This is a genomic window from Allofrancisella inopinata, assembly GCF_012222965.1.
Taxonomy (GTDB): Bacteria; Pseudomonadota; Gammaproteobacteria; order Francisellales; family Francisellaceae; genus Francisella; species Francisella inopinata.
The window spans coordinates 1515149-1540352 of the sequence record NZ_CP038241.1; the positions used below are offsets into that span (position 1 = coordinate 1515149).

The following is a 25204-nucleotide window of genomic DNA, read 5'->3' on the forward strand; positions in this document are numbered from 1 at the left end:
AAAACCTCTAGCTAAAGATCAAAACCAAATATCTTCTTTAGAAATAAAAAACTCTACAAACTCCAAAGAAGATGTCTTTAGAGAAATTCTAAGCAATAAAAAAGCCCCAGATGAACTTACATTTATAGATAAAAAAAACGAAATAGAAATTAATACTATAGAACAACCTGTAAAAAAAACATCTCTCTCAACAACAGTACAAAGCTCAAACTCAGCGAAAGCGAATACTGCTCTTAAGAAAAATGGTCTACCATCTCTTGATTTACTTATAGAACCTGAGAAGAAAAAAACCGTAGTCTCGCAAGAGGAGCTTAAGCAAACATCTTCTTTACTTGAGCAAACCCTCAATGATTTTAATATTAGTGCAAAAGTTATCGCAGCATACCCAGGACCTGTAATTACTAGATATGAAATTGATTTAGCTAGAGGTACTAAAGTTAGTAAACTTACAAATATTTCTCAAGATTTAGCTAGAGCTTTATCAACTACCGCTGTGCGTGTTGTAGAGGTGATCCCAGGCAAACCATATGTTGGTTTAGAGCTACCAAACTCCTATCGCCAAATGGTACGTATAAAAGAAGTATTATCAGCTCCTGAGTTTATCAAATCAAAAGCTCCTACCTTAATGGGAATAGGTGTAGATATTTCTGGTAAGCCTACATTTGCTGAGCTTGCAAAAATGCCTCATTTACTAGTTGCTGGTACTACAGGATCTGGTAAATCTGTAGGTGTTAATGCCATGATTCTTAGTATGCTTTATAAATGTTCCCCTGATGAGCTAAAATTCATTATGATTGACCCTAAAATGTTAGAGCTTTCTATCTATGATGGCATACCTCACTTATTAACCCCTGTAGTTACAGATATGACAGAAGCTGCTAACTCACTACGCTGGTGTGTCAAGGAAATGGAGCGCCGTTACGCTCTTATGTCAGCTGCTGGAGTACGTAATATAGCTCTTTTAAATGACAAAATAGAGCAAGCTGAAAAAGCAGGACGCCCATTAAAAGATACTATGTTCATAAAGATGAATCCAGAAAGAGCACACGAAGCGCCCACTTTAACAAAAATGCCATATATAGTGGTAGTTGCAGATGAGTTTGCGGATATGATTATGGTTGTTGGTAAAAAAGTCGAAGAGCTAATAGCAAGACTTGCACAAAAAGCTCGTGCTGCTGGGATACACATAATTTTAGCGACTCAAAGACCTTCTGTAGATGTAGTAACTGGTCTTATAAAAGCAAACATTCCTACTAGAATGTCATTTCAGGTTTCCTCAAGAATTGACTCTAGAACTATTTTAGATCAACAAGGAGCAGAGCAACTATTAGGTCAAGGTGATATGTTATATCTAAAACCAGGGTTTGGTGCCCCTATGCGTATTCATGGTGCTTTTGTGGATGATAATGAAGTCCATAAAGTTGTTGACGCTTGGAAAGAGTATGGTGCCCCAGAATATATTGAAAGTATACTAGAATCTACCGAAGACAGTAACGATGGAGCTTCAAACTCTAATGGAGAAAGTGAAGATCCTCTGTATAATGAAGCTGTTGAAATAGTTATTAAAACTCAAAAAGCTTCTATATCTGCAGTACAACGTAAGCTCAAAATTGGCTATAACCGCTCAGCAAGACTTATGGAAGAGATGGAAGAAAACGGTATAGTATCAGAAATGAATTCAAATGGTATGCGTGAAGTACTTATAAAGAGAGAAAATTAATGAGAAAAGCCATTTTATACATATTGTTAATACTAATCACTAGCACTTGCTTTGCTAAATCTGATTCTACTAGCTTGATTGATAAGCTAAACGATATAGACTCAATGACAGCAAATTTTACACAAAAGCTAATTGATGGACAAAGCAATAATAATATTAGCTCAAAAGGCTTTATGCTCTTAAAAAAACCTCACTTTTTCAAATGGGTAACACAGTCTCCCAATAAACAAGAAATTGTATCAAATGGTAAAAAACTTTGGATTTATGATAGCGACCTTGAGCAACTAATTGTTAAAAAGGTATCTGATAATATTGCTCAATTTCCTTATTTGATATTACTAGCAGACAATACTGAGAATATTGGTGAAATGTTTAATATATATAAAAAAAATAATAATACTTATATCTTAAAGCCAAAAAATGAGGAAATGATAAATAGCTTAACTATAAAATTTACCGATGAAAATCAGCTAGATTATTTAGACATTTCAACATCTTTGCAGCAATACACTCAAATAAATTTTAGTAACACGAAAACAAATATATCTAGCATAAACACCGATGACTTCAACTTCGTACCTCCCAAAGGTACCGATATAATTGACGAAACTTAATTACCTCAACCAGCTTTTTCTCTTTAAATACCCAAGCAAATTGCTATAAAACAACTTGGAAATTAGCAAATAATATCTTATGGTTTAGTTTAGTTACCAAGTTAAAATCCTAACAAAAGTTAAGGTGGTAGTGAGATGGAAGAGTTTGAATATATACAAAAAGCTATTGAGATTCTTTATATGCAAGATGATCTACTAGCTGTTATTTCCCTTACAAAGTTCCGCGGTGAAGAAGACATATATAACAAAGCTAAAGAAAACCTAAAAGAATTCACCGAAGCACTAAAAGAAAAAGACGACATAATAATAGGACAAGACTCATCTACTGTTACTTTAGCACAAATTATCCGCGCTCTTGAGGATCCTAATAAAAAAAATCGAGCACTTGCAATAATACAAGCGCATCATGAAATAATCGTTGAGGAAATTTATCGTAAATATTGCTTAGCAAAACAAAAAAATAGTTCTCTTACTTCAATGGAAAACTCTATTAAAAGTATAAATATCTTCCACTTAGCACGCAATTTAATACTTTCATCCTATGGAAGCGATGTACTTGCCAATTTAGCCACATCACTACATGAAATAGCTAAAGATGAAGACCAAGGTTATATCTTCGCATTTAAATGTCTTAACACTTCAGAGAATGCTACTTTTTATTTATTCGATTTGCTTATACCTACAGAAGTTACTAGTACACTAGAAAAAAATCAAGATTCTTTCTTTAACAGAATTGAACGAGATTACTCAAATTTCAGTAAAAAAATCTCCAAAGACCTGCCCCAAATAACACTTGAATCAAACTTTCACTACCAAATACTTTACTATATTCTTTGCTACTTTAAAGATAATCGCAGCTATAAATTTGCCTACGATAAAATTAAAGAGTCAAATAAAGCTCCTGAAATTTATTACATAATTGATAAAGACATTTATAAAAAACTACCAAAAAAAATTGAAAAGGACAATATTTCCTCCAAGCTCAACTCAGTACTAGCGAACGCTGAAAGCATACAGAATAAAACAAATAGTTACTTTAAAGAGATAGAAAAAATCAAGAATAAAGCTTTGCGACTAAAGGAACAAAAAAAGAATAAAGTTAACGTACCTCTTAAACAATCGATTATATTAATGACAATAAGCCTAACTGTAGCTATGGTACAAGAGTTAAGTGAACGCTTATCAAATTTAGATTCCACAGTAGCAAAGACCCTAAAGATACCTAAAAAACATGAGGTAAATGCTGATAAATTACCACGGTTTATTAAATGGAAAAAAGCCCTTGATGAATTCATAACATCGCTTGATAACCAAACTGATAACTTCCTATATCTTATTTATTATAAATTAATATCTGCTATTTTAAGTGAATATGATAAAACTTCTAAATTATATGATGCCATATTTACCAACACACCATTTGACGACACAACTATTCGCACAATAGTTACAGAGAAATCAAAGTTAATAACAAATATACAAAAAAACCCCCTTATGCTTATGGATAGTATCTGTAGTGAACAAAATCTTGACATCGAGACCCAAGATGTTATAGCAAATTTTTTTAAAGACGCTAATAGCTCACTTGTTCCCATTACTCAAAACTGTATAGAAGAGTTTTGTTGTATTATACCTAATGCACACATGAGACAACAGTACCAAGAAATTGCTAAACGGACAAACAAACATCCTCTTTACCCTTTAATTACTATATATTGTGAATGGTACAAATTAAGAGCTTTTATAAATTTTTTCGAAAATTTTGGCAATAATCTTTCTAGTTATTACATCGGGATAGAAAGTGTTAAGGGTGCTGATTTTGAGATTTTATACACAGATTTCATCTACCTAAATTACATTTTCAGCTCTATTTATGATGAGCTAGACCAATCAACCCAGAGTATGGTTTTAAAATTTCTCTCCATCTTCTCTATAAAACCTGAAAATCCAAATCACCATATAGGATTCAAAAGGCTCGCTGTCATAGAAAGTTTAATTTTTACATCTGAAGAATTTGACGTTTCAAAACTGGAGAACTATTTTACTACTAAAAAAAATGTCAAAATTAGTTCTAAATGTATACTTTTTATCCGCTCTCTAACCGAAAGAAAAAATGGGGTTTCCCTTATTGAAAGCAATCGAAACAATCAGGTTTTAGCTTATAAAAAAGATAATAAAATTCTATTTAAACTAACATTATCTCATAATGAATACAACGAAATAAAAGAAGAGCTTCAACAATTACAGGAGTTAGGAGATCAAACAGCAGTTATAGCACTTGCAGCAATTATATTCATGAAGAAATATTTTGATATTTTTTTAATAGATACTGATTTACCGAAAGTAAAGTTTAAAGGTTTTTATACTAATGAAATATTTCAAGCCTTTCGTCAAGTTAAATTAAAAAGTGACCCGGTTAGCTCTTTTATAGACTTAAAAGAAAACTGTACAGATTTAGAATACTTAATGTTTGATTTATCTAAATATACAAGAAAATCAGCGAAGAAAAAATCACCTAAGGCTACAGAAAACAAAAAAATCCAAGCTACTAACTACATCTTAGAAAAATGTGACTTCTATAAAAGGTATTTTCTTGAATCAGGTTCAAAATTGGATAGGTTAGAATTAAATGTATTAGAAGATTTTATAATGAACATTAAAAAACTTTTAGAAGATAAAGATATCACTAAAGCTACTGTAAGAGAATCTAAGTGTAAAGCTAATTTAAAAAAAGCTGTTACTGTTTTTAGTGAACTGTATTCTAAGCTAACCCATATCGACCAATGCTATTTCTCTCAATACACTGTTACAAGCTTAAAACCATTTAAACCCAACGATATGTTCATGGACAATATGGCTTATTATCTATCAAAAACATTTGTCCGCAACGAAGAATCTTCTTTGACTCGGCACCAAAACTTAAGCCCTTCTAATATACCAGAAAGCTTTAACAAAGAAGAGTCTAAAACTGCTTTGGAAGTAGCAAATATAGGAACTTCTTTACACAAATTTAGCTATGAAAATGACCAAAAAGTGTTAGGTGCATTTTACGATAAAGAAATTAAACAAGAAGTCATTCCTCATAATATAGATAATAGGTTTTACGTGTTTCTTAGAATTTTAGCTGAAATGAGTGAGTACTATATGGATGCAATTATAAACATTTTTGGGGAAAGTTTTGAAAAGAAAGACCCTGATAAATATGAAAAATTCTTAGATAAACTTATTATAGACTTTCAACTAGCTATCAATACAGATTTCAAAACCACAAAACTAGATAAGATTATCAAAGAGTTTAAAATAAGTATGCGAGAACTTAATATTTATATCGAGTTTACACTAAAAACTCAAGAATCTAAAGGTTTTGAGCATAATAATAGTTTAGATCTCTCTAAACTCGAGACATTTATTTCAAGCAGTCTATCTCGGTTAAAAATTGGATCTTTTGATAAAATCAAATTCTATACTAACTCATATAAGGAATTTGGCTTAATCGACAAGTTTACTAGAACTACTAATGAGCTTGATAAAATATATTCTTTTATGAAAGAAAATAAGAATTTTATAATTATATCACACTCAGATCTTTTAACTATCTATGAGTTAAGAAATGAAGAAGCTTTAACAAACTACCTAAATATTCTTGACACTGAAGAAAAACAAATATTAAATCGTATACTTTTTGATCCGTCTACTACATCTTACGACCTCAGTAGTTTTAGAAGTTCTACTGACAGGTATCATGAGTATCTCTCAAATAATATTATACTTCCTGATTACAATGTTGACTCTATTGTACTACCCTGTGGTTTACTTAACTATGAATATGAGCAAATCATCACTATAATCTGCCAGGACATACTTGAAAATAGTAATCATTATAAAGGAGTTCTTAACTTTAAATGGTGGCACCTAACTCTTATAGGAGAGGTAATTGATTATCTTTATACCACAAGTCATTTAGCGAAGGGAATTAAAGAAATCCAAAAAATATTAAATGATGAAAATGAACCAGACCTACAAAGAAAAATCGATAAAATTATAGAAGTTGCAGACACCCGCCTTAAAAAAAATAATAAACGGCAAGATGATGTACATAACGTTTACGTATTTTTAGCTCGAGACTTATCCAATTATATTTCAAAACAAAAACAAATTTCCAAGAGCAAACCAGATATCAAATTTGACTTTTTAAATAAAAGGAGCCGTAGTTTCCACTACAAGTATGACTCTAGCAATTTAGGACACAGCCCTCATATGAGTAATCAAAGAGGACCTGTAGAAGAAATTGATATAAATCATCCTCAAGTTAAGGAGATTAGTAAAAATTTAGCTCCATTATATTTACTAGACGATGAAATGCGAAGCAGTGTTGCACTAGAAATAGTAAGCGACGTCAATAGCCATGATATAGAACGTGCTTCCTTAGTTTCTAGTGGTTTTATTGATGTCTGTATAGGTAAAAGGCATTTATCAGGACAGATTAACTTAAATCCTGCAGAAAAATTTTATATTAAACCCTGCCGTTGTGTAACAAAAGATGAGCTTGAAGGCCCTATAGTGCCCAATATCTTAAAACTTATCAGAAGTTTAGGAGCATTCAGCAATAACTTAATCCTATTACCAATAAGTTTTAGCAATTGGCATTTTATACTTTTAATCATTGATACCAAACATCGTACGCTTTATTTTTTTGACTCCTATGGCGATCAGCGGGTTGATTGGATAAAAGGTATTACCAAAAATATTCCTGAATTAAGAAATTATTTTTTAACTCCCCTTACAGACAATTTTCAACGAAATAATGACTGTGGCTTTTTAGTACTTAGCCTCATCGACTATATCTACATGCACAATAATCTTAATATTAATATGCTTAACATATATAATGCTATGAAAGAAAATTACGACAGCAATTTTTTAAGACAGTACTTTTGCAGTTTTGCCGGAGAACCTTTTGCAAATAGTAGTGACTTTCTTAATTTTTTTGAGAGTAATCAAATGTATGAATCTAATAAAAAATATGCGGAATCTTATTAATAAGTGTTTAAGCTGATAATTAATTTTAAAAGTATCTTTTTTTCTGTTACCAATAAACTCCTTTGTGATAAATGCACCAATTTATGTTGAAATTAGTATAACTTGATACATTTAAATTTAACCATCTAAAAAGCTTAGTTTCTTTTTAGACTCTCTTTTAAAAATATTTCTATGTTTTAAGATTTCTTTTTTTTGAGATTCTGACTTCTGAGGATTTTTTTTATCAAACTCCTGCAAAAAGTTATCAATCTCACTAACATAAGCTCTATTTTTCTTATTATCAAACAAATGCGCTAATCGCAATATAAGTTTCATCATGTTATAGAACCTCTCTTTATACTATTACATTTTTCTTGTGGCTTACTGATAATTATACTAAACTAGACACCAAAGTCACTTATAAACATAAGCTTTTAAGTATTAAGCGCATGCGGTTAAGTCAAAAACCTAGAATTATTGGAATATTCTTAATGTTTCTAAGCGTTACTATGCTTAGCCCCATTATAATAGATTATATATATTCTGAGCATAACTCATTTCCTTTTTTAATAAGTTTTACAATTACTTTTTCAGCTGGGTTTATACTGTGGCTTATAGGTAGAAATTCTAGCAAAAAACTTTCTAACCGAGATGGTTTTATTATCGTTGCGCTAGTATGGATTATTGTTACTATGTTTGGAGCAATCCCCTATATGACTTTTCCTGGTTTGAGCCTATCCTTTAGCCATGCTGTATTTGAGTCAACATCTGGGTTTACTACAACCGGTGGCACAGTCATAAGTGGTTTGGATAAGTTACCTCATAGCATTTTATTTTACCGTCAACAAACAGAGTTTTTTGGTGGTATGGGTATTATCGTTTTATCTGTAGCTATCCTGCCTTTACTTGGAGTTGGCGGTATGCAACTTTACAAAGCTGAAATAGCTGGACAATGGAAAGATGAAAAGCTAACACCAAAAATTTCTAGTACAGCTAAGGCACTTTGGATGGTTTATTTGCTATTTACATTTTTATGCTTTATCTCTTATATAATTGTTGGAATGGATCCTTTTAACGCAATATGCTATACGTTTTCCACAGTATCAACTGGCGGTTTTGCTCCCAGTGATGCCAGTATGACTGACAAATCTACCGGGGTTCTGATTGTTTGTGGTATATTTTTATTTCTAGGTGCTACAAGTTTTAAAGCCCACTATATAGCTTTATCAAAACTAAGCCTTAAGCATTATTTCAAGAACATAGAGTTTAAAGCATATTGCTACTTTTTGTTTTTTTGTTCATTTGTTATAGCTATCACCATGATAGCTTATACAGATGATTTAACAAAGATCCCTAGAATTATAACTGATAGTATATTCCAAGTAATAACTATAAGTTCTAGTGCAGGATTTGTGTCTGACAGTAACTTCTACTTATGGCCCAGTTTTCTACCAGTCATGCTTATGTTTATGGCTATAATTGGCGGCTGCGGTGGTTCAACTGCTGGCGGATTAAAAATGATTCGGGCTATACTCTTTAAAGAAAAAGCTATGCTTGAAGCAAAAAGAGTTATTCACCCCCAAGGTGTTTTTACAGTTAAGCTTGGTGATATACACATCTCAGAACAAGCCCTAAATAGGGTATCAGGGTATATATCAGTTTATATTATAGTTTTTGCTGTTGCATGGCTGGCTTTATTAGGATGTGGATTAGATGTTACTACAGCCTTTTCTACAACTGCTACCACTTTATCTAATGTAGGTCCAGGTTTAGGAGAAATAGGTTCTACCTTCAAGAATTTACCAACCCAAGCTCTTTGGATATGCAACTTTACCATGATTGCTGGACGTTTGGAGATCTTTACTATCTTAGTTTTATTTATGCCAGAGTTCTGGAAGAAGTAAACCTCTAAAATTCAGATGCCTCTGCTCTATAAGACAAATTACCTATACGGTTATACTCTATACCGTTAACTTTAGTGATTATTTTATAATCAATATTTGACTCTTTTCCTTTACATGATGCTCTTAACAAAACATTTTTATCAGACAAGTAAGCTTTGAAGGAACCAGACTCTGCTTGCTGGTCTTTTATACCATCTTTAGATTTTATATAAATAAATTTACAACCTTTATTATTAGTTATATAAACTTTGATATTAAACTCTGTTGGGTCTGCTTGTTCAATATTTTTTATTCCAATAGGCAAATTAGCCGAATCAAAGCTGTAATCTTTATATGCAGTAACTTTTGATTTACTAAACCCTTGGTCTAATAACGCTAATCTTTGAGCTTTAACTTGTGATTGGGTTTCTGTAACACAACCAACGGATACAATAACTAAACTTAAAACTATTGTTGCATTTCTCTTTAGTTTTAGAAAACGTTTTTTTATTCTCATAGAAACCTTCCAAATTTCTATTTCATAAAGCAAATCTTAAACCTTTATTGCTAGATACGCAAGGATTTATAATATTTTAGGTGTATTTATTGTTCTGTCTCAACATCTTCAGAATTTTGTTGCTTTTTGTATTCATAGTAGTCTTTCATAGTTAGACCTTTAGCTCTAAACTCAGCTTTTTCTGCTATTTCATCTAGTCTTCTCTTAGAATACTCAACATGTTCTGGAGCATAATCCTCAACTGGTTGACCCTGTAAATTAAATCTCTGCTTAAGCTCAAAAACAGCTCTATGATAACGAGTATCACCAACATAACGACGCAACACATTACGTAAAACTAGTTTATCTACAGGTGTGAAATGCTCGTTTTGATATATTATTTCTATCTCTTCACTTATACCTATTTTGAGTGGTTTTTTGCTTATTGGGTCAAAACATTTAGGGAAACGAACACACAACCATTTAAATAATTTGGCTTCTTCTTTTTGTCTTTCTTTTTCAATATCTACAGTAATAACTAGCTCTCCGCTATCCTCAATTATAGGGTTTTGTAGCTCATCAACTATTTTATTATTTATTCTATGACCATATTGTGGAATACGTATAAAAGAGGTATCTCTATCTTCTACTTTTTTAGCAGGAGCCTTTGTAGGGGGGATAGTTTTATTTTTAGAGATATTTTTATCTCTAGCTTGTTTCATTCTAGATGTTTTTTCCTCTATCTTAGAAGATCCACCAATCAAAGACTGTAACAATGAAAAATCATTTAGTTTATTTCTACCTTCAGACATCTTATTTATTTTCTAATTTGTAGAGTTCTACTCTTTTATATACTTATCCTATATCCTACTACAAAATCATATCTTTTAGCAAGCAATAAAGCTTTGTGTAGATTTTTTTTGTTATGAAAAGCAATTATTATTGACAAAAACTATAATTTCACTATAATATGCTACATCTTTGTGGCTATGTAGCTCAGTTGGTTAGAGCACAGCATTCATAATGCTGGGGTCACTGGTTCAAGTCCAGTCATAGCTACCACTTTTAGTTTAAAGCCTTCATCAACCATATAACTATTCTCAACAATTTAATTTACATTCATACTAAATAACGATAATCACCACGTAGCAAAAATAAAATGTTAGGACAATAGGCTTAAATTATTTACAATTTTAGTTGGAATTATCTATCTATCTTAAAAAGATACTAACTAACCCAGCCCTAAAGGTTGGTGAATATAATTTAAGCTCCGCTTGGAAACTTATAAATTTGATTGCTATTAAGCTCTATATTAGTTTTAGTTTCTATATTTTGTATATGCTCTGGGTAAAATCTAGGAAAACTTTTTCTCTTCAACTAAGTATAACTCCTTAATATCACCTAACTTTTACAAACCTTAGTTTATTTTCATATCTGTAAATTTCAAACTCAGTGACAAACCTTCTTGTTTTAAACCTATTTATTATCTTTTTAATCATGTGGCTCCTCTTAACCTACAAGTTCATAAACTATATGCTTTTTACTCTGACTAGTGTTCTCAATATAATGGCCTGTCATTAAGGTTATCTAACCAACTTGCTATATCCTAGTACTTAGGGCTGACATTACTATAGCTGTAGTACAAGCCTAATAAGCTTATCAACACTTATAACTTACATAACGTTAAATAATATAAGAAAAAAAATAGTATAGCTATATTCTTTTTTGATAGCTACTGGTTAAATTAAACAAGTTATAAAATGATTATAATCGTAAAAGGTGTACAAATAAGCCCAAACCATGTATCTAATTCTAATAAGGTGAAAAGAACCGACATTCTTTTAGGGCCTTGTTAGAGTATAATTTCTCTACATATCCTTAGCAGCAGATAAAGCACTTATCATTTCAGAAGTTAAATTATTAAAGCCTTTTGGAGAATTGGGAGTAAATATAACATTTGATTTACCTGATTTTGTCATATTTTCTAAAGTATCTAAATATTGGTACATCATCACAAGTGAAGATATATATTCAGAAGATATACTACCATCAGTACCTTCCTTAACATCTTCTATAGAAATTCGTAAGCCTCTAGCTATTGCTTTACGTTGCTCAGCAATACCTTCACCAAGTAGCTTCATCGATTCTTTTTGACCTTCAGCTTCTTTTATTTTTATAAGCTTTTCGGCTTCTGCTTTTGCTTTTGTAGCTTCAAGTTGCCTTTGGGCGGCATTAATCTCATTCATAGAGCGTTTTACGTTTTCTTCTGGATTTATATCAACAACTAAAGATTTAATTATTGTATAACCATAAGTACTCATTTCCTCAGAAAGCTCTTTTTTGATATCTAAAGCTATAGCATCTTTATTCTCAAAAGACTCATCTAAACTCATACGTGGTAAAGATGACCTAATCACGTCAAATACATACGACTCCATTTGAGCTCTAGCATTTGTAAGCTTATAAAACGCATCTACAGCTCGAGATTCTTCCACTAAAAACTGTACCGAAACTTTCATATGTACAAATACATTATCTTTTGTTTTTGTCTCTGCGATTATATCTAGTTGCTGAACTCTTAAACTAACTCTACCAGCTACCCTTTCTATAAATGGAATTCTAAAATTAAGGCCTGCCTTTTGAATCCTTACAAACTTCCCAAACCTTTCGACTACATTTACAGACTGTGTTGCTACAAGACTTATCGAAAAACCTAACAATACAACAATAAGTACTATTAAAAATACTAACCAAACCATAAACACCTTTTTAATCTAAAGCTGACAATATCACAATATCTTTACTAATTATTTGATTATTTTCTCCAAACAATCTAAAGCATTCAAAATGTAGAACTACCTTTTGTGGAACCTTTTTAAAGCTATCTTGTAACCTAAATTTAAAGTTATCTGTAGACCCATATTCTGAGTTTTTCACATCCACACTTTTATGGACAAAACTAACAGCCCTTATATAATCATAATCAGGAGATACCAAAAACCATCTATACCCATCTGTTGAGTCTACTGGCAAACTAATATTTATTATTTTTTGTTTATCTTCAAGAACTATTGGTTTTGTATACACTTTATCAACAGCTTCTTGAGTCATCTTAGCTACAGCTGTATTTACCAGTATTAGTGTAATCAAAAATACATAAAAATACCTAAACATATTTAAAATACAAACTTATCATCGAGATAAATTTATTATACAATTATAGCTGCTGCAAATATACACAATAAGCTAAATATCATGGCGTTAGAAAAATTTGATCTAGAATTAGTATCATTCAAAGATATTACTAATAATGTAAGACATTTTGTTTTTAAAAGAACAGATGGAAAACCACTTAATTTTATAGCTGGGCAATTTATCACTTTTCTTTTAAAAGATAACGAAGGTAACTTAAAGCGTAGAAGTTATAGTTTAGGATCACTACCTTCTGACAACATGCTCCTAGAAATAGGAATAACCTATGTAAAAGGTGGCACAGCTTCAGAAATTTTTTTCAATATGAAAATCGGTGATACTGCTGCTGCTATGGGACCTGCTGGCAGACTTGTCTTAAAAGACGAAGAGATTAGAAAACTAATACTTGTAGGCACTGGCACTGGTATTGTTCCTTATAGATCAATGTTTCCAGAACTTTTACAACGAGCTGAAACTACTGAAATACACATATTATTAGGTGTACAATATCGCAAAGATGCTCTATACCAAGATGATTTTATAGAATTCGCAAAAAAACACGACAATATAAAATTCACACTTTGTTTAAGTAGAGAAACAGAGAGTTTAAAAGAGTATGAGGTTTCTGGTTATGTTCAACAGCAATTTGGAAAAATCGCTTTAGACCCAAAAAAAGATGTCATCTACATATGCGGTAATCCTAACATGATTGACCAATCTTATGAAATACTTACAAATGCTGGCTTTGAAGCTAAAAGTGTACGCCGAGAGAAATATATTTCTTCCAATTAAGCTTGATACTATTAATAATTTAAGCTAAAATCTTTGTGCTATTCTACTTTTATTAGGATATGGTGCTTAGATGAGATAGTCTAAGTGGCGATGTCAAAGTTTACAAAAATAAGGAAAATAAATAATGAAACAAGAAATTCATCCTAACTATACAGAAGTTAAAGTAACTTGTAGTTGTGGTAACAGCTTCACAACTAGATCAACTGTAGCTAAAGAAGCTATGAATATAGATATTTGTTCTGAGTGCCACCCATTCTACACAGGTAAGCAGAGAGTTGTTGATACAGCGGGACGTGTTGACAGATTTAACAAAAGATTTGGTGCTCTTAAAAAAGTATAATTACTATACCTACTCACACCAAAAAACATTAGAACCAGCCTTAAGCTGGTTTTTTTGTATTTTATTTATCAACAACAATCCCCTACAGATTTATAATATCTACTTATGTACTCATCTAAAGAAATTGTATCATTATCTCTTAAACTCTTTTCTGCCTCTATCGACTGCTTAACCTGATCAAGCAATATTTCTCTTTCTTTTTGCGTTAAAGCGACCTTTCTAAAGTCATCTGAAGCTTGCTTAGAAATTTCTAGCACTAAGTTTTTATATCCAAGGTCTTTTGCTAACTTCACAACTCTTGCTGAAGGAGTTTTGGAAGCATCTAAAATTTTTTGTTTCTCAAGCAGGACTGCATCTAGATACTCTTGCCCCATTTGTTTAGCTACTATTTCGATTTTGCCAAATAAAGCTAAGCCATATTCTTTTAATAAAACTTTTTCACCAATAGGGTCAACTAGTTCTAAATTAGGCTTACGCCCTTGTATAGCAACATTAGTGAGATTTTGTTTACCTAAACTAATCTGCCTTTGAGAGTAGCCCTTAAATTCTTGCATTAAACAGGTCATTAGCATTGCCTCTACGAACAGTGCAGTGTTTTTACTAATCCCATTTTTATCAAAAGGATCAACATCAAGTACCCTAACCTCAATATACTCGACTCCTCTATTAGATAAAGCACAAGCAGGCCTTTCACATCTTTTTGTTATTTGCTTAGGTCGTATAGGGCTATAATACTCATTTTCTATCTGCAAAATACTCTCGTTAAGTTGTATTCTCCCACCACTTTCATTGTGCAGCCCAATTTCTTTATATTGTTTAAATTCTTGAGCTGTTGCATTTAGCATATCTTTGACATAAGCTTTAACATTGTCATACGAGATATTAAGCTCTTTTTGAGCAGGGCTGGTATAGCCAAGATCGCTCATCCTAAGACTAGTTGAAAACTTCCCAACATAGAACTCTTCATCTAGGTCTATCAAATATTCTGGTTTTTTCTTAACAGAAGTTTTTGCGCAAATAGGGCTTGCTCCAAATAGATATGGTAATAACCACATATATTCAAAATAATTATTTATAACCCCAAAATAAACGTCTGCATTTGATATCCCAAGCTTAGTTGCTTTTTTTAGAATCAAGCTTTTATCAAATGAAAAATTATAATGAATCCCAGCTATAATCTGCATCACCTTACCATAACGAGCAGCCAACCCTTTACGGTACACTTGTTTCATCCTACCGGAATTTGAGCTACCAAAATCAGCTTCTTTTATCTGGGTTTCTGTTGCTGATAATGGCATACTAGTATTTAAAATAAACTCTTCCTGTGACATATTTTGCAAAGTAAAAGCGCCTAAGATTGTTAGCTCATGTAGTGCTGTGTCTATATTTTTATGGGGTTTAGTTATTATCTCTAGAAGGTTTTCCGAAAAATCAACTGTGATACTGCTATTAGTAAGCTTATGTCCTAAAAATTGTGGATGCCAAGAACAAGCTAAGCTACCATCACCATAAATGCGTAAAGTCTCCCTCTCAATGCCTCTAAGATTGGTTATATTTTTTAAATCGTTCATTTTACAGCCCTAAACAGTTGAACCAGCCTTACTAAAAAGTTAGTTAGTCTATACTAGCGTTTTTGTTTAAATCGTAAAACAAATATTACGATCACATACACCAAGGTGCCTAGCAATGTAATTACTAGTATATTTTTGAGTCTATCAAACATTGTTAAACTAATCCAATACTCATCGTTCAAATTAAATAATTTTAGTGACAGTATCATACAAATGCAGGCTATAACTATCTTCAACAAATATTTGAATGGTAAAAAAATGTCAACAAACAATCTCAAATTAAAATTTATGAGTATTAATATCTGGGCAATCATATTTAATAAAGCAGTAATAGAGCTAACAATAGCTAAATATACAAAAGCATATTTATCATCGCTATACATATGTATTATATAGATATCAAGCACCACCCCCAAAATCAAACTCATTAAACTAATATAAAAAACTGTGTTAGTTTTATTTTGAACATAAAGAGCAGATACTACAACCCTTATAAAAACAAAACAAAACAGGGAAAGCAAATATCCTAACATTGCCAAATATGTGAAATTCACATCGTTTAAACTAAACTTACCATAATAAAATAATGTTATAACTATAGGTTTAGCTAATATTGATAGCCCAATAATAGCTGGTATTACCATCAAAAACATAACTTTTATTACTAAAGCTAGATTTTTATAAAATAGTGCATTATCTTTCTTAGATTTAACTAAATATGGAATCATAGCCATAGCGATAGCTGTACCAAATATACCATATAAAAATTGGTTCACTCTATCAGCATAATATAACCATGCCAAACTCCCTGATACCAAAAATGAAGCAAAGAAAGTTTCTATAAGTGAGCTGATTTGTAAAACTGCTGCCCCTAGAAAAGCCATAGGTAGCTTTTTGAAAAAAAGCTTAGCTTTTATATTTTTCACAAGAAGTATTGCCTTAGTTATATTTATCCTACCTAAGAGCATAGATAATGAGAGTACCGCTATTATTAACTGACACAGTCCTGCTAATAAAACACTATAAGCTACAATATAAATCGGTATATTAAATCTCGGTGATATCACTATTCCAATTATCATTACTAAGTTTAAAAATATTGGGAAAGATGAAGAGATTATATACCTACTATAACTATTAAGAATTGCAGCTATTAATCCGACTATACAATTTAATAAAACATACGGTAGCATTATGATAAACATAGTGTAGACAAGCTGCAGCATCACGTCATTAGAAATAAGTCCATAGGCATATATATCAACCCATACACTACTAAAACTTAAACCTACTATGATTAAAAACATCAGTATTATAGCGATTAAATATAATATTGTTGCTATAAACTCTTTTTGCTCATCTGAAATTTTCCCATCAATGTATGGATTAATAATTTGAGTAAAGGTACCTGAAGTCGTAACTTTACGCATAAATTCTGGTATTCTAAATGCTACTAAAAATGCTTGTAATGCTCCACTACTCCCAAAAAACCTTGCCAATAATAAATCTCGAATAAAGCCTAATATTTTTGATATAAGCAATAATCCAGAAATAACTAAACTATTGGAAAAAAATTTTTTCACAGAATACAAATGTTAATAAAATCCCTATCTACCAATTATACCAATTCCAACATAAATTGGAGCATTTATCACAAAGGAGTTTATGACTAATTTAAGTTTTTGAGGTGCAGGCAATAGCAGCAGCTATTGGCAAATATTAAAGGATTAAATTAGGTATGAAATACAAAGTTAGAAAGTAATAATATGTGTTGAAAGTGGTATTATAACCGTAGACAACCCAAAATAGGAATCAAGAATAAAATAAAAACTAGTTAGAATTCTTTAAAGACACTATAGTTTCCACTGACTTTCTATTGCTTTTACTTTTTGTTTAGCAGCTTGAACCTGGCTTTCTGATAACTTAATCGCTGCTAAGTTAGCTTGAGCATTTTTTAAACCTTCTTTTGAAAGATCCGGCATACAATACTCATTAAACTGTTTCCAATAATCCCTCTTAGGATTTTTGAACAAATCAATTGCCACAGATAAATAAGCATACTTTTCTACAGAATCTTGAGTGAGCTCAGCAGCCAACACAAAAGCTGGTGCAAAAGGCTGGGTTATAGCCTGTTTAATATATACTAGAGCTGTTTTTTTATCACCTTCAGCCAAATATACTTTTGCTAACCCAACTTCTACTGGTGATACATGGTTAAGTTCATAAGCCTTCTTATACCACTCTAATGCTATAGCGTCATCTTTTGGCAAACCTCCTGTGCCAGACATATAGGCATCACCAATAAACGTTCTAGCCTGAGCTACACAATATGGATATAATTTCACAAAGCTACTTTCTTTTTTAATCAAGAAAGAATCTCTAGCCATTAAACTTCCGTTAGCTACAGCTAACTTATACCATTTAAATGCTTGAGCAAAATTAGGCCACGGATTTCCTCCAGATCTAGCATAAAGGTTTCCTAATTGATTTTGTGCAACCATATATCCTAACTCTGCTGATTTTTTGATATACTCAAAACCTTTAGCTCGGTTAATTTTTACACCATCCGCTCCAAAATAATACATCTCTCCTATTGAATACATTAGGCTATAATAAACTCTTAAACCGTCCCCACTACTTGGGATACCATTTTTATTGTAAAAGTCTACTACCCATAAAGCGTATTCTAAAGCAAGTTTATTATCTTGATCTGTCTGAATATATGCTTGAGATAATATTGTTGTAGCTTTTGCATCTTTTTTAGCATATGGCTGGCAGTTTTCCAAAGCTTGACCATATTTCTCCTGCGCACCATCCTGGTAGCAACTTTCCAAAGTCGCGTAAGATGATCCAAAGACCAACAAACCTAAAAAACAAATTAAAAACTTAACTTTCATGCAGTTTCCCTTCTAACTTAGCTGGAATTAAAGACAATTTAAGGTAATGATATATAGTAATATTTAATATTTCCATAAAAATATACCTTAATTATTTAAGAAATTTCTACCTCTCTTCTTTCAACCAGATGTCTTATGTAAATATTTGAAGAGGGTTTTGGTAAAAAATCTTTGCCTTTATCTGGCCATTCTATGAAACATATACTTTTTTCATTAAAGTAATCTCTAATACCAACCCATTCTAATTCCTCAGGATCAGAAATTCTATACAAATCAAAGTGGTAAATATTAAAATCATTAAACTCATAACTCTCTACTAAAGTATAGGTCGGACTCTTTACATTGCCCTTATAGCCTAATGCTTTTAGTATACCTTTTACAAAAGTTGTTTTACCTGCTCCCAAATCACCATGTAAGAAAATTATTTTACCAGGTTGTAAACTTTTAGAATACTCAGCAGCTAAACTTAGCATTTGGCCTTCATTAGAAACTATTTTTTTCATACTCCTTTATAAATTCTCCTGCTAATACAAATGATCCAAAAACTACAGTTACAGTACTCTTTTTTGACAAATAAACACTACTTAGATCCTTATTAAACTCAACCCGGAAAATACCGTGGTTACTAAATACTTGTTTTATATTATCTATATCTAGAGCTCTTTGATCGAAAGTTTTCAGATCTACAATCTCCCATCTATAGATGTGGTTTTTAGCTATAGATACAATTGCATTTATATCCTTGGTCGCCAAAACACCAAATATAGCTTCATATTTAATATCCTTAGTACCAAACCTATTATTCAAAAGCTTAAACAAATACTCTACTGAAGCTGGATTGTGTGCAACATCAACTACTACATAACTATTATTTATTTCGTCATTTTTGAGTATATTAAAACGCGCTCTAGCTCTTATATCCTCCAACCTTGGGATATAAGTAATCTGCATCTTCCTTAGTAAATAATCAGCTACCCCCATAGCTATATTATAGCTGTCATGAAAGCAGTTCTTTACTTTAGAGTTATAGTCTTTATCGTAGATTACAGCTTCTATAATATTTGCATATTCATACACACTGCAAGGCATCTTTGAACCTAAAAATAGGGGTTTGCCTTTACGAGCTATAGCTACTTTTTCTATGCCTATTTTTTCCAAAGTGTCCCCTAAAATTTCACAATGGTCAAAATCTATATTTGTAATCGCTGCTATATCTGGGTCAATCATATTAGCAGCATCTAGCCTACCACCTATACCAATCTCTAGTAGTAAATAATCTAGTCCTGCTATTTTTTGTGAATACAAACAAGCACACAAAAAAGCTATTTGATAATAAGATAGTTTATATTCTGGCGTTAGTTCTTCTAACCTTTCTAGCAACTCCAATAACTGACTATCTGATATAGGACATTTATTCAAAGATATCCTTTCAGTAAATTTAAAAACATGAGGAGATGTATGACTTAATACTTTTTTATTATTTGCAACAAGCAACTCTTCAAGCATAGCTACAGTGGTCCCTTTACCATTAGTTCCAGCTATCGTTATAACTTGAAATTTCTTGTTAAAATTGAATTTACTAAGAATAAATAGAATATCTGTAAGAGTACATTTACGAGCGTCATTAGCCATAATTTTAGCTATTTTAGTTTCAACGCTCATTCTAGAGTTCTTCTTAAGCTTGTGGCTGCTCAGTATGCTTATGCTCCAAAGCGTAAGAATTATTTTTTGTAAGTTCTGGCATTAGCTTATCGATTAGCTGTGCTACTTCAGCTCTTAAGTTTCTACGATCTACAATCATATCAACCATACCTTTTTCTACCAAAAACTCACTTCTTTGAAAACCTTCTGGTAATTGTTCTCTGACTGTCTGCTCTATAACTCTAGGCCCAGCAAAACCAATCAAAGCTTTTGGCTCAGCTATATGTACATCACCAAGCATAGCTAAAGATGCCGATACCCCACCAGTGGTAGGATCTGTTAGAACAACTAAATATGGTAGCTTAGCTTCAGCTAACTTCTGTAAAGCAGCACTAGTTTTTGACATCTGCATTAATGAAAATAATGACTCTTGCATCCTAGCACCACCACTTGCTGTAAAGCATATAAATGGTACTTTTTTCTCCATTGCAAGCTTAACACCTCGCACAAATTTTTCACCTACTACAGATCCCATAGAACCACCTAGAAACATAAAGTTAAATGCCGCCGCTACGACTGGAAAACCTTCTACTGTTCCTTGCATAACTACCAAAGCATCTTTTTCTTCGGTCTTTTTTTGAGCTTGCGACAGTCTATCTTTGTAAGATTTTGTATCTTTAAACTTAAGCATATCTACAGGCTCTATATTAGCAAAATGCTCTACAGCGCTGTGGTGGTCAAAAAATATCTCTAGTCTATGTCTAGCAGAGATTCTATAATGGTAATTACAATTAGGACATACTGATTTATTATTATTTAACTCTTCAGAATATAGTGTCACCTGACAACTTGGACATTGACTCCATACTCCGCTTGGTAAATCTTTTTTCTGAGCATTTAACCCTAGACTCCTACTTATTACCCTAGTTAACCAACTCATAAACTACTGTCCTCCTAAAATAAAACAGATATACAAAACTAGCTAAATATTTCTATATCACTAAAGAAATATTTTATTTCTTGGGCTGCTGTATCTTCACTATCAGAGCCATGTACAGCGTTAGCATCTATACTATCTGCAAAATCAGCTCTAATTGTACCTTTTGCTGCTTCTTTAGGATTAGTAGCCCCCATTAACTCACGGTTTTTTGCTATTGCATTTTCACCTTCTAAAACTTGAATCATAACTGCCCCAGAAATCATAAATTCTACCAAAGCGCTAAAAAAAGGTCTTTCTTTATGTACAGCATAAAAACCTTCTGCCTCTGTTTTTGATAAATGCTTCATCTTCGCAGCAATTACTTTTAAACCAGCTTTTTCAAAACGACTATAAATCTCACCTATAACATTCTTTTCTACAGCGTCAGGCTTTATTATAGATAGAGTTTTCTGTTTACTCATTTTACTTCTCCAATATTTTATTAGTTTGAATTATAGCACTTTTATTCACGAAATATCAAAACTAGCAGCTAATTATTAGTTATTTCTATAGCAGCTTCTATAAATGATTCAAATAATTTATGACCATATCTTGGTGTCGATGTAAATTCCGGGTGTGCTTGACAAGCTATAAACCAACTATGCTGAGGTATCTCTATAAGCTCCATTAAGTTACCATCTTCTGATCTGCCTGAAAATATTAATCCTACCTGCTCAAGCCTTTCAACGTAATTATTATTTACCTCATATCTATGACGATGTCTTTCTATAACGCTATCCGCTTGATATATTTCTCTAGCACGAGAGCCTTCTTTTAATACACATTTATAACCACCTAGACGCATTGTACCACCTAGATCTGATTCTTTACTACGCTGATATATAGTTCCATCTTCAGATTGCCACTCTTCTATAAGAGCAATTACTGGATTAGTTGTAGTCGATTCTAATTCACTAGAATGAGCATCCTTTAAACCTAAAACATTACGAGCATACTCCACTACAGCAAGCTGCATACCCAAACAGATCCCCAAAAATGGAATATCATTTTCACGGGCGTATTTTATTGCAGTGATTTTCCCTTCTACACCCCTACTACCAAATCCACCAGGCACAAGGATTGCTGACACACCTTTAAAAGATGAATTTATGTTATTCTCTGTAATTGTTTCTGAATCAACAAATTTGATGTTTACCTTTACACCTTTTTTATAGCCAGCGTTATAAAGGGCTTCATTAAGAGATTTATAGGCTTCTGTTAATGAAACATATTTACCAACCATTGCTATCGTTACTTCACCACTAACGTTTTTAATAGTGTCAACAACACTTTGCCATTCTGTCAAATCTGCTTCTTTAGCTTGTAAAGATAAAAGCTCTACCAGCTTAGCATCAAATCCTTGCTTATTATACTTAAGTGGTACTTCATAAATAGTCTTTACATCTTCGGCTATAAAAATACAATCTTGGCTTACATTCGTAAAAAGGGCTATCTTTCTTTTCTCACTCTCATCAAAAGCTTGTTCGCATCTGCAAACTAAAACATCTGCTTGTATACCAATACCTCTTAGCTCTTTTACAGAGTGTTGCGTAGGTTTAGTTTTTAGTTCACCTGCTACCCTTATATATGGCAACAAAGTTAAATGTACAAATAAAGTTCTAGATCTACCTAACTCTATTCTTAGCTGCCTAATAGCTTCTAAAAATGGTAAAGACTCAATATCGCCAACTGTACCACCGATCTCTACGATAGCCACGTCAACATTATCAGCTATACCCATACAAATACGATTTTTAATCTCATCTGTAATATGGGGGATAACCTGAATAGTAGCACCTAGATAGTCTCCTTTACGCTCTTTTCTAAGTACACTTTGGTAAACTTTACCTGTAGTGAAATTATTTGCTTGAGTCATTTTAGCACGTATGAAACGCTCATAATGCCCTAAATCCAAATCAGTTTCTGCACCATCTTCAGTTACAAAGACTTCTCCATGCTGTAGCGGACTCATCGTGCCAGGGTCGACATTAATATAGGGGTCAAGTTTTAGCATAGTTACGTTTAAACCACGGCTTTCTAAAAGAGTGGCTAAAGATGCAGCTGTAACACCTTTACCAAGTGAAGATACAACCCCACCAGTTACAAAAATAATTTTAGTGCTTGAATTCATCTTGAAAAAAGAAATTTTAGAAAATCATGGAACATAATAATAACATTTTTAGCTAGATGTTACCATTTCAAAATAGCACATTTCAATAGCAAATTAAAATCTATGATTTTCTTGACTAAAATATTTCGCGTGAACTTATAAAGTTAATAAAGGTAGATAAAACATTAAACCTACTAAGTTCCAACAAAGCCCTATAAAATATCAAGAAACTCTGCATCATATATGAGATAGTTTATCAAAAAATGATAGTATACATTCATTTTTAATATAACAAGGTGAGATAAATAATGTTAATGTATATCTAGTTCAAATTGAAACAAATAACAGCTATAAACAATGAATATCAATAAAATATAGGTAATTGTTATTAGCAATATTAATAATTTAATAATTGGTCAGCTCACAACATAGATCACAGATAGTTTACCTTAAAAATGTAAAAGGAGCATTATTAATGACTACATTAATAAATAAAGAGTTTGCTGAGGGTAATTTTACAAAAAAAAGATATCATCTCAAAAAAGAATCTAATATTCTGTATATTATATTATATGTTAGTTGGAAATTTGAGAAAGGATGGTCCATCCTTTCTCCTATTAATACAGAAGAAAAATTTAAGAATGACTGGAAAAATACAATAGAATCTAACTGGTCACGTAGATTTATTATAAATATAGATGGTGAAAAACTTATTCCTATATTTAAAATTATTGAAGCTGACCCCGACAATGAAAAAGATTGTTGGAATATTTTAGTTAAAAATATGGCTTCAGGACGCTCTTGTGTTAATTGCTTTAGTGGAAATGTAGTATTATATTCTGGAGCCTTAGATTCAAGCTCTTCTACTAAAAGCATGGCTATGAATATAGGATACAAGTTAGCTTTTGGACAATGGTCAAATACTTCAACTATAACTCATTACTCAAAAACTAAGTTACAATCCATTTTACAAATCAGTAATGAAAATGAACTTATTCAAAAATTAAAAAATTATGTGAATAAGGGTTGTTATGAGTTTTATCCAATAACTATTTATAATAACTTAGGCTTGTATCAACGTATTAAAAAAGAGAATATTTACCCTAATATTACTTACAAAGAGGCATTAAATATACCACCTAAAATAACAATTAAAGGTAGAAGTAATATAGAGGTCATGCATAAAGATTCTTATCAAGACTTCCCAATTGCTGTACATGAATTTGGTCATATGATCGGATTACCAGATGAGTACTTAAGTGATTCTCACATGAATGAAGATATAAGAGATATTTGTAATAAATTTAATATTGAAATTCCAGATTTCGATAGTAATAATAAAAATCTAATGTCTATGGGAGATAGGTTTCTACCTTTTTATTATTCCACAATATTATTTTCATTATATAAAATGTATCCATTGATTAAAGAAGTTAGTTTAATTCCCCTAGGTGAGGAATTAAATATTACAACTATAGATAATAACTATCAAGTTGTAAATATTGAAGGCTCAACTTTATTTATTAATTATAAAAATTTAATGTCATGATAGATAAAAATAATATTATTATTGTAAATTCAAGAAATAATGTTGGTTCTTTCTTTACTTATAATACAAAGGAATGTCAACTAAAGCTTTACGTCAAAAATAATGAGGTTAAAAAAATTGTAGGACATATAGATAAATTAACTTGTCATGCCAGTAATTCTCGGATTTCTTTGACAATAGGTAATGAATTTTATGACCTAGATTCATTATCCAATGCTACACATTTTTTAGGCGCGAACCAGGCCTATAGTAGAAATGAATTTAATGTAAAAACAACGGCTCTTTTGAACAAATGGAATGAAATTAAAAATAATTATAAACATTTAAATAATAGATACCTAAAGTAACTACAGCTTAAACTAAGCCTCACAGACATATCTATAAACCTGTTTACATAGTTT

20 protein-coding genes, 1 tRNA gene and 1 pseudogene are annotated in these 25204 nt (G+C 31.7%); 9 read left to right on the forward strand and 13 right to left on the reverse strand.

Going from position 1 to position 25204, the window contains the following annotated elements:
- Positions 1 to 190: 190 nt before the first annotated feature.
- The 3 genes and pseudogenes from E4K63_RS08410 to E4K63_RS06940 all read left to right on the forward strand — a co-directional run.
- Positions 191 to 1720, forward strand: a pseudogene (locus tag E4K63_RS08410) (DNA translocase FtsK); the annotation flags it as partial.
- Entirely contained in the window at positions 1720 to 2334 is a 615-nt protein-coding gene (lolA, locus tag E4K63_RS06935) for an outer membrane lipoprotein periplasmic chaperone LolA (protein WP_133941876.1), read from the forward strand. The pseudogene E4K63_RS08410 and the gene lolA, both read left to right, overlap by 1 nt.
- A gap of 135 nt (positions 2335 to 2469) precedes the next feature.
- Complete coding sequence (locus E4K63_RS06940) at positions 2470 to 7374, forward strand: hypothetical protein (protein WP_133941878.1); 4905 nt, start codon at positions 2470 to 2472, stop codon at positions 7372 to 7374.
- A 117-nt stretch (positions 7375 to 7491) separates the two neighbouring features.
- Here E4K63_RS06940 and E4K63_RS06945 read toward each other — a convergent pair whose 3' ends face one another.
- Positions 7492 to 7692 (reverse strand): CBU_0585 family protein, encoded by a 201-nt coding sequence (locus tag E4K63_RS06945; RefSeq protein WP_035720226.1) that lies wholly within the window; start codon positions 7690 to 7692, stop codon positions 7492 to 7494.
- A 110-nt stretch (positions 7693 to 7802) separates the two neighbouring features.
- On the opposite strand from E4K63_RS06945, the gene E4K63_RS06950 reads away from it, so the two are divergent.
- A complete protein-coding gene (locus tag E4K63_RS06950) occupies positions 7803 to 9257 on the forward strand; it encodes a potassium transporter TrkG (protein ID WP_133941880.1) in 1455 nt (484 codons plus the stop codon).
- Positions 9258 to 9261: 4 nt separating this feature from the next.
- Here the strand turns inward: E4K63_RS06950 and E4K63_RS06955 are convergent, their stop codons facing one another.
- Together E4K63_RS06955 and E4K63_RS06960 are read right to left on the reverse strand one after the other, a co-directional pair.
- Positions 9262 to 9753, reverse strand: a complete 492-nt coding sequence (locus tag E4K63_RS06955) for an FTL_1709 family lipoprotein (protein WP_133941882.1) — start codon at positions 9751 to 9753, stop codon at positions 9262 to 9264.
- 86 nt (positions 9754 to 9839) lie between these two features.
- Complete coding sequence (locus E4K63_RS06960; protein WP_133941884.1) at positions 9840 to 10544, reverse strand: ProQ/FINO family protein; 705 nt, start codon at positions 10542 to 10544, stop codon at positions 9840 to 9842.
- A 173-nt stretch (positions 10545 to 10717) separates the two neighbouring features.
- Here E4K63_RS06960 and E4K63_RS06965 point away from each other — a divergent pair.
- Positions 10718 to 10794, forward strand: a tRNA-Met gene (locus E4K63_RS06965).
- Between the two features lie 806 nt (positions 10795 to 11600).
- Here the strand turns inward: E4K63_RS06965 and E4K63_RS06970 are convergent.
- Together E4K63_RS06970 and E4K63_RS06975 are read right to left on the reverse strand one after the other, a co-directional pair.
- The gene (locus E4K63_RS06970; RefSeq protein ID WP_208318261.1) at positions 11601 to 12497 is read right to left on the reverse strand and encodes an SPFH domain-containing protein; all 897 of its coding nucleotides are present in this window, start codon (positions 12495 to 12497) and stop codon (positions 11601 to 11603) included.
- A gap of 4 nt (positions 12498 to 12501) precedes the next feature.
- Entirely contained in the window at positions 12502 to 12843 is a 342-nt protein-coding gene (locus E4K63_RS06975; RefSeq protein ID WP_208318262.1) for a hypothetical protein, read from the reverse strand.
- Between the two features lie 144 nt (positions 12844 to 12987).
- Here E4K63_RS06975 and E4K63_RS06980 point away from each other — a divergent pair, with 144 nt between their 5' ends.
- Positions 12988 to 13716 carry a ferredoxin--NADP reductase gene (locus tag E4K63_RS06980; RefSeq protein ID WP_133941890.1) on the forward strand — a complete coding sequence of 243 codons (729 nt, stop codon included), beginning with the start codon at positions 12988 to 12990 and terminating at the stop codon, positions 13714 to 13716.
- Between the two features lie 124 nt (positions 13717 to 13840).
- Positions 13841 to 14056, forward strand: coding sequence for a 50S ribosomal protein L31 (gene rpmE / locus E4K63_RS06985; RefSeq protein ID WP_133941892.1), 216 nt, complete (start codon positions 13841 to 13843; stop codon positions 14054 to 14056).
- A 68-nt stretch (positions 14057 to 14124) separates the two neighbouring features.
- On the opposite strand, the gene gshA is transcribed toward rpmE, so the two are convergent.
- From gshA to E4K63_RS07025, 8 genes are all read right to left on the reverse strand, one after another.
- A complete protein-coding gene (gene gshA / locus E4K63_RS06990) occupies positions 14125 to 15627 on the reverse strand; it encodes a glutamate--cysteine ligase (protein WP_133941894.1) in 1503 nt (500 codons plus the stop codon).
- Between the two features lie 53 nt (positions 15628 to 15680).
- On the reverse strand, positions 15681 to 17210 hold the full coding sequence (gene murJ / locus E4K63_RS06995; protein ID WP_133941895.1) for a murein biosynthesis integral membrane protein MurJ: 1530 nt from the start codon (positions 17208 to 17210) through the stop codon (positions 15681 to 15683).
- Between the two features lie 270 nt (positions 17211 to 17480).
- Positions 17481 to 18524, reverse strand: a complete 1044-nt coding sequence (locus E4K63_RS07000; RefSeq protein WP_133941897.1) for a tetratricopeptide repeat protein — start codon at positions 18522 to 18524, stop codon at positions 17481 to 17483.
- Between the two features lie 95 nt (positions 18525 to 18619).
- Complete coding sequence (tsaE, locus tag E4K63_RS07005) at positions 18620 to 19027, reverse strand: tRNA (adenosine(37)-N6)-threonylcarbamoyltransferase complex ATPase subunit type 1 TsaE (RefSeq protein WP_133941899.1); 408 nt, start codon at positions 19025 to 19027, stop codon at positions 18620 to 18622.
- On the reverse strand, positions 19008 to 20186 hold the full coding sequence (locus tag E4K63_RS07010) for a bifunctional folylpolyglutamate synthase/dihydrofolate synthase (protein ID WP_133941901.1): 1179 nt from the start codon (positions 20184 to 20186) through the stop codon (positions 19008 to 19010). Before E4K63_RS07010 ends, tsaE begins: the two co-directional genes overlap by 20 nt.
- A 13-nt stretch (positions 20187 to 20199) precedes the next feature.
- Entirely contained in the window at positions 20200 to 21105 is a 906-nt protein-coding gene (gene accD, locus E4K63_RS07015; protein ID WP_133941903.1) for an acetyl-CoA carboxylase, carboxyltransferase subunit beta, read from the reverse strand.
- A gap of 38 nt (positions 21106 to 21143) precedes the next feature.
- Positions 21144 to 21566, reverse strand: coding sequence for a nucleoside-diphosphate kinase (gene ndk, locus E4K63_RS07020; RefSeq protein ID WP_133941905.1), 423 nt, complete (start codon positions 21564 to 21566; stop codon positions 21144 to 21146).
- 68 nt (positions 21567 to 21634) lie between these two features.
- Positions 21635 to 23275: a CTP synthase gene (locus E4K63_RS07025; RefSeq protein ID WP_133941907.1), complete on the reverse strand. Its 1641-nt coding sequence runs from the start codon at positions 23273 to 23275 to the stop codon at positions 21635 to 21637.
- A gap of 454 nt (positions 23276 to 23729) precedes the next feature.
- Between E4K63_RS07025 and E4K63_RS07030 the strand changes: the two genes are divergently transcribed.
- Positions 23730 to 24803, forward strand: a complete 1074-nt coding sequence (locus tag E4K63_RS07030; RefSeq protein ID WP_179965700.1) for a hypothetical protein — start codon at positions 23730 to 23732, stop codon at positions 24801 to 24803.
- Positions 24800 to 25150 carry a hypothetical protein gene (locus E4K63_RS07035; RefSeq protein ID WP_179965701.1) on the forward strand — a complete coding sequence of 117 codons (351 nt, stop codon included), beginning with the start codon at positions 24800 to 24802 and terminating at the stop codon, positions 25148 to 25150. Before E4K63_RS07030 ends, E4K63_RS07035 begins: the two co-directional genes overlap by 4 nt.
- Positions 25151 to 25204: the final 54 nt, after the last annotated feature.

Excerpts from the sequence above, each read along its gene's own strand:
- lolA (WP_133941876.1), top strand. The coding sequence starts at position 1,720 with ATGAGAAAAGCCATTTTATACATATTGTTAATACTAATCACTAGCACT.
- E4K63_RS06940 (WP_133941878.1), top strand. The coding sequence starts at position 2,470 with ATGGAAGAGTTTGAATATATACAAAAAGCTATTGAGATTCTTTATATG.
- E4K63_RS06945 (WP_035720226.1), bottom strand. The coding sequence starts at position 7,692 with ATGATGAAACTTATATTGCGATTAGCGCATTTGTTTGATAATAAGAAA.
- E4K63_RS06950 (WP_133941880.1), top strand. The coding sequence starts at position 7,803 with ATGCGGTTAAGTCAAAAACCTAGAATTATTGGAATATTCTTAATGTTT.
- E4K63_RS06955 (WP_133941882.1), bottom strand. The coding sequence starts at position 9,753 with ATGAGAATAAAAAAACGTTTTCTAAAACTAAAGAGAAATGCAACAATA.
- E4K63_RS06960 (WP_133941884.1), bottom strand. The coding sequence starts at position 10,544 with ATGTCTGAAGGTAGAAATAAACTAAATGATTTTTCATTGTTACAGTCT.
- E4K63_RS06975 (WP_208318262.1), bottom strand. The coding sequence starts at position 12,843 with ATGACTCAAGAAGCTGTTGATAAAGTGTATACAAAACCAATAGTTCTT.
- E4K63_RS06980 (WP_133941890.1), top strand. The coding sequence starts at position 12,988 with ATGGCGTTAGAAAAATTTGATCTAGAATTAGTATCATTCAAAGATATT.
- rpmE (WP_133941892.1), top strand. The coding sequence starts at position 13,841 with ATGAAACAAGAAATTCATCCTAACTATACAGAAGTTAAAGTAACTTGT.
- gshA (WP_133941894.1), bottom strand. The coding sequence starts at position 15,627 with ATGAACGATTTAAAAAATATAACCAATCTTAGAGGCATTGAGAGGGAG.
- E4K63_RS07000 (WP_133941897.1), bottom strand. The coding sequence starts at position 18,524 with ATGAAAGTTAAGTTTTTAATTTGTTTTTTAGGTTTGTTGGTCTTTGGA.
- tsaE (WP_133941899.1), bottom strand. The coding sequence starts at position 19,027 with ATGAAAAAAATAGTTTCTAATGAAGGCCAAATGCTAAGTTTAGCTGCT.
- E4K63_RS07010 (WP_133941901.1), bottom strand. The coding sequence starts at position 20,186 with ATGAGCGTTGAAACTAAAATAGCTAAAATTATGGCTAATGACGCTCGT.
- accD (WP_133941903.1), bottom strand. The coding sequence starts at position 21,105 with ATGAGTTGGTTAACTAGGGTAATAAGTAGGAGTCTAGGGTTAAATGCT.
- ndk (WP_133941905.1), bottom strand. The coding sequence starts at position 21,566 with ATGAGTAAACAGAAAACTCTATCTATAATAAAGCCTGACGCTGTAGAA.
- E4K63_RS07025 (WP_133941907.1), bottom strand. The coding sequence starts at position 23,275 with ATGAATTCAAGCACTAAAATTATTTTTGTAACTGGTGGGGTTGTATCT.
- E4K63_RS07030 (WP_179965700.1), top strand. The coding sequence starts at position 23,730 with ATGACTACATTAATAAATAAAGAGTTTGCTGAGGGTAATTTTACAAAA.
- E4K63_RS07035 (WP_179965701.1), top strand. The coding sequence starts at position 24,800 with ATGATAGATAAAAATAATATTATTATTGTAAATTCAAGAAATAATGTT.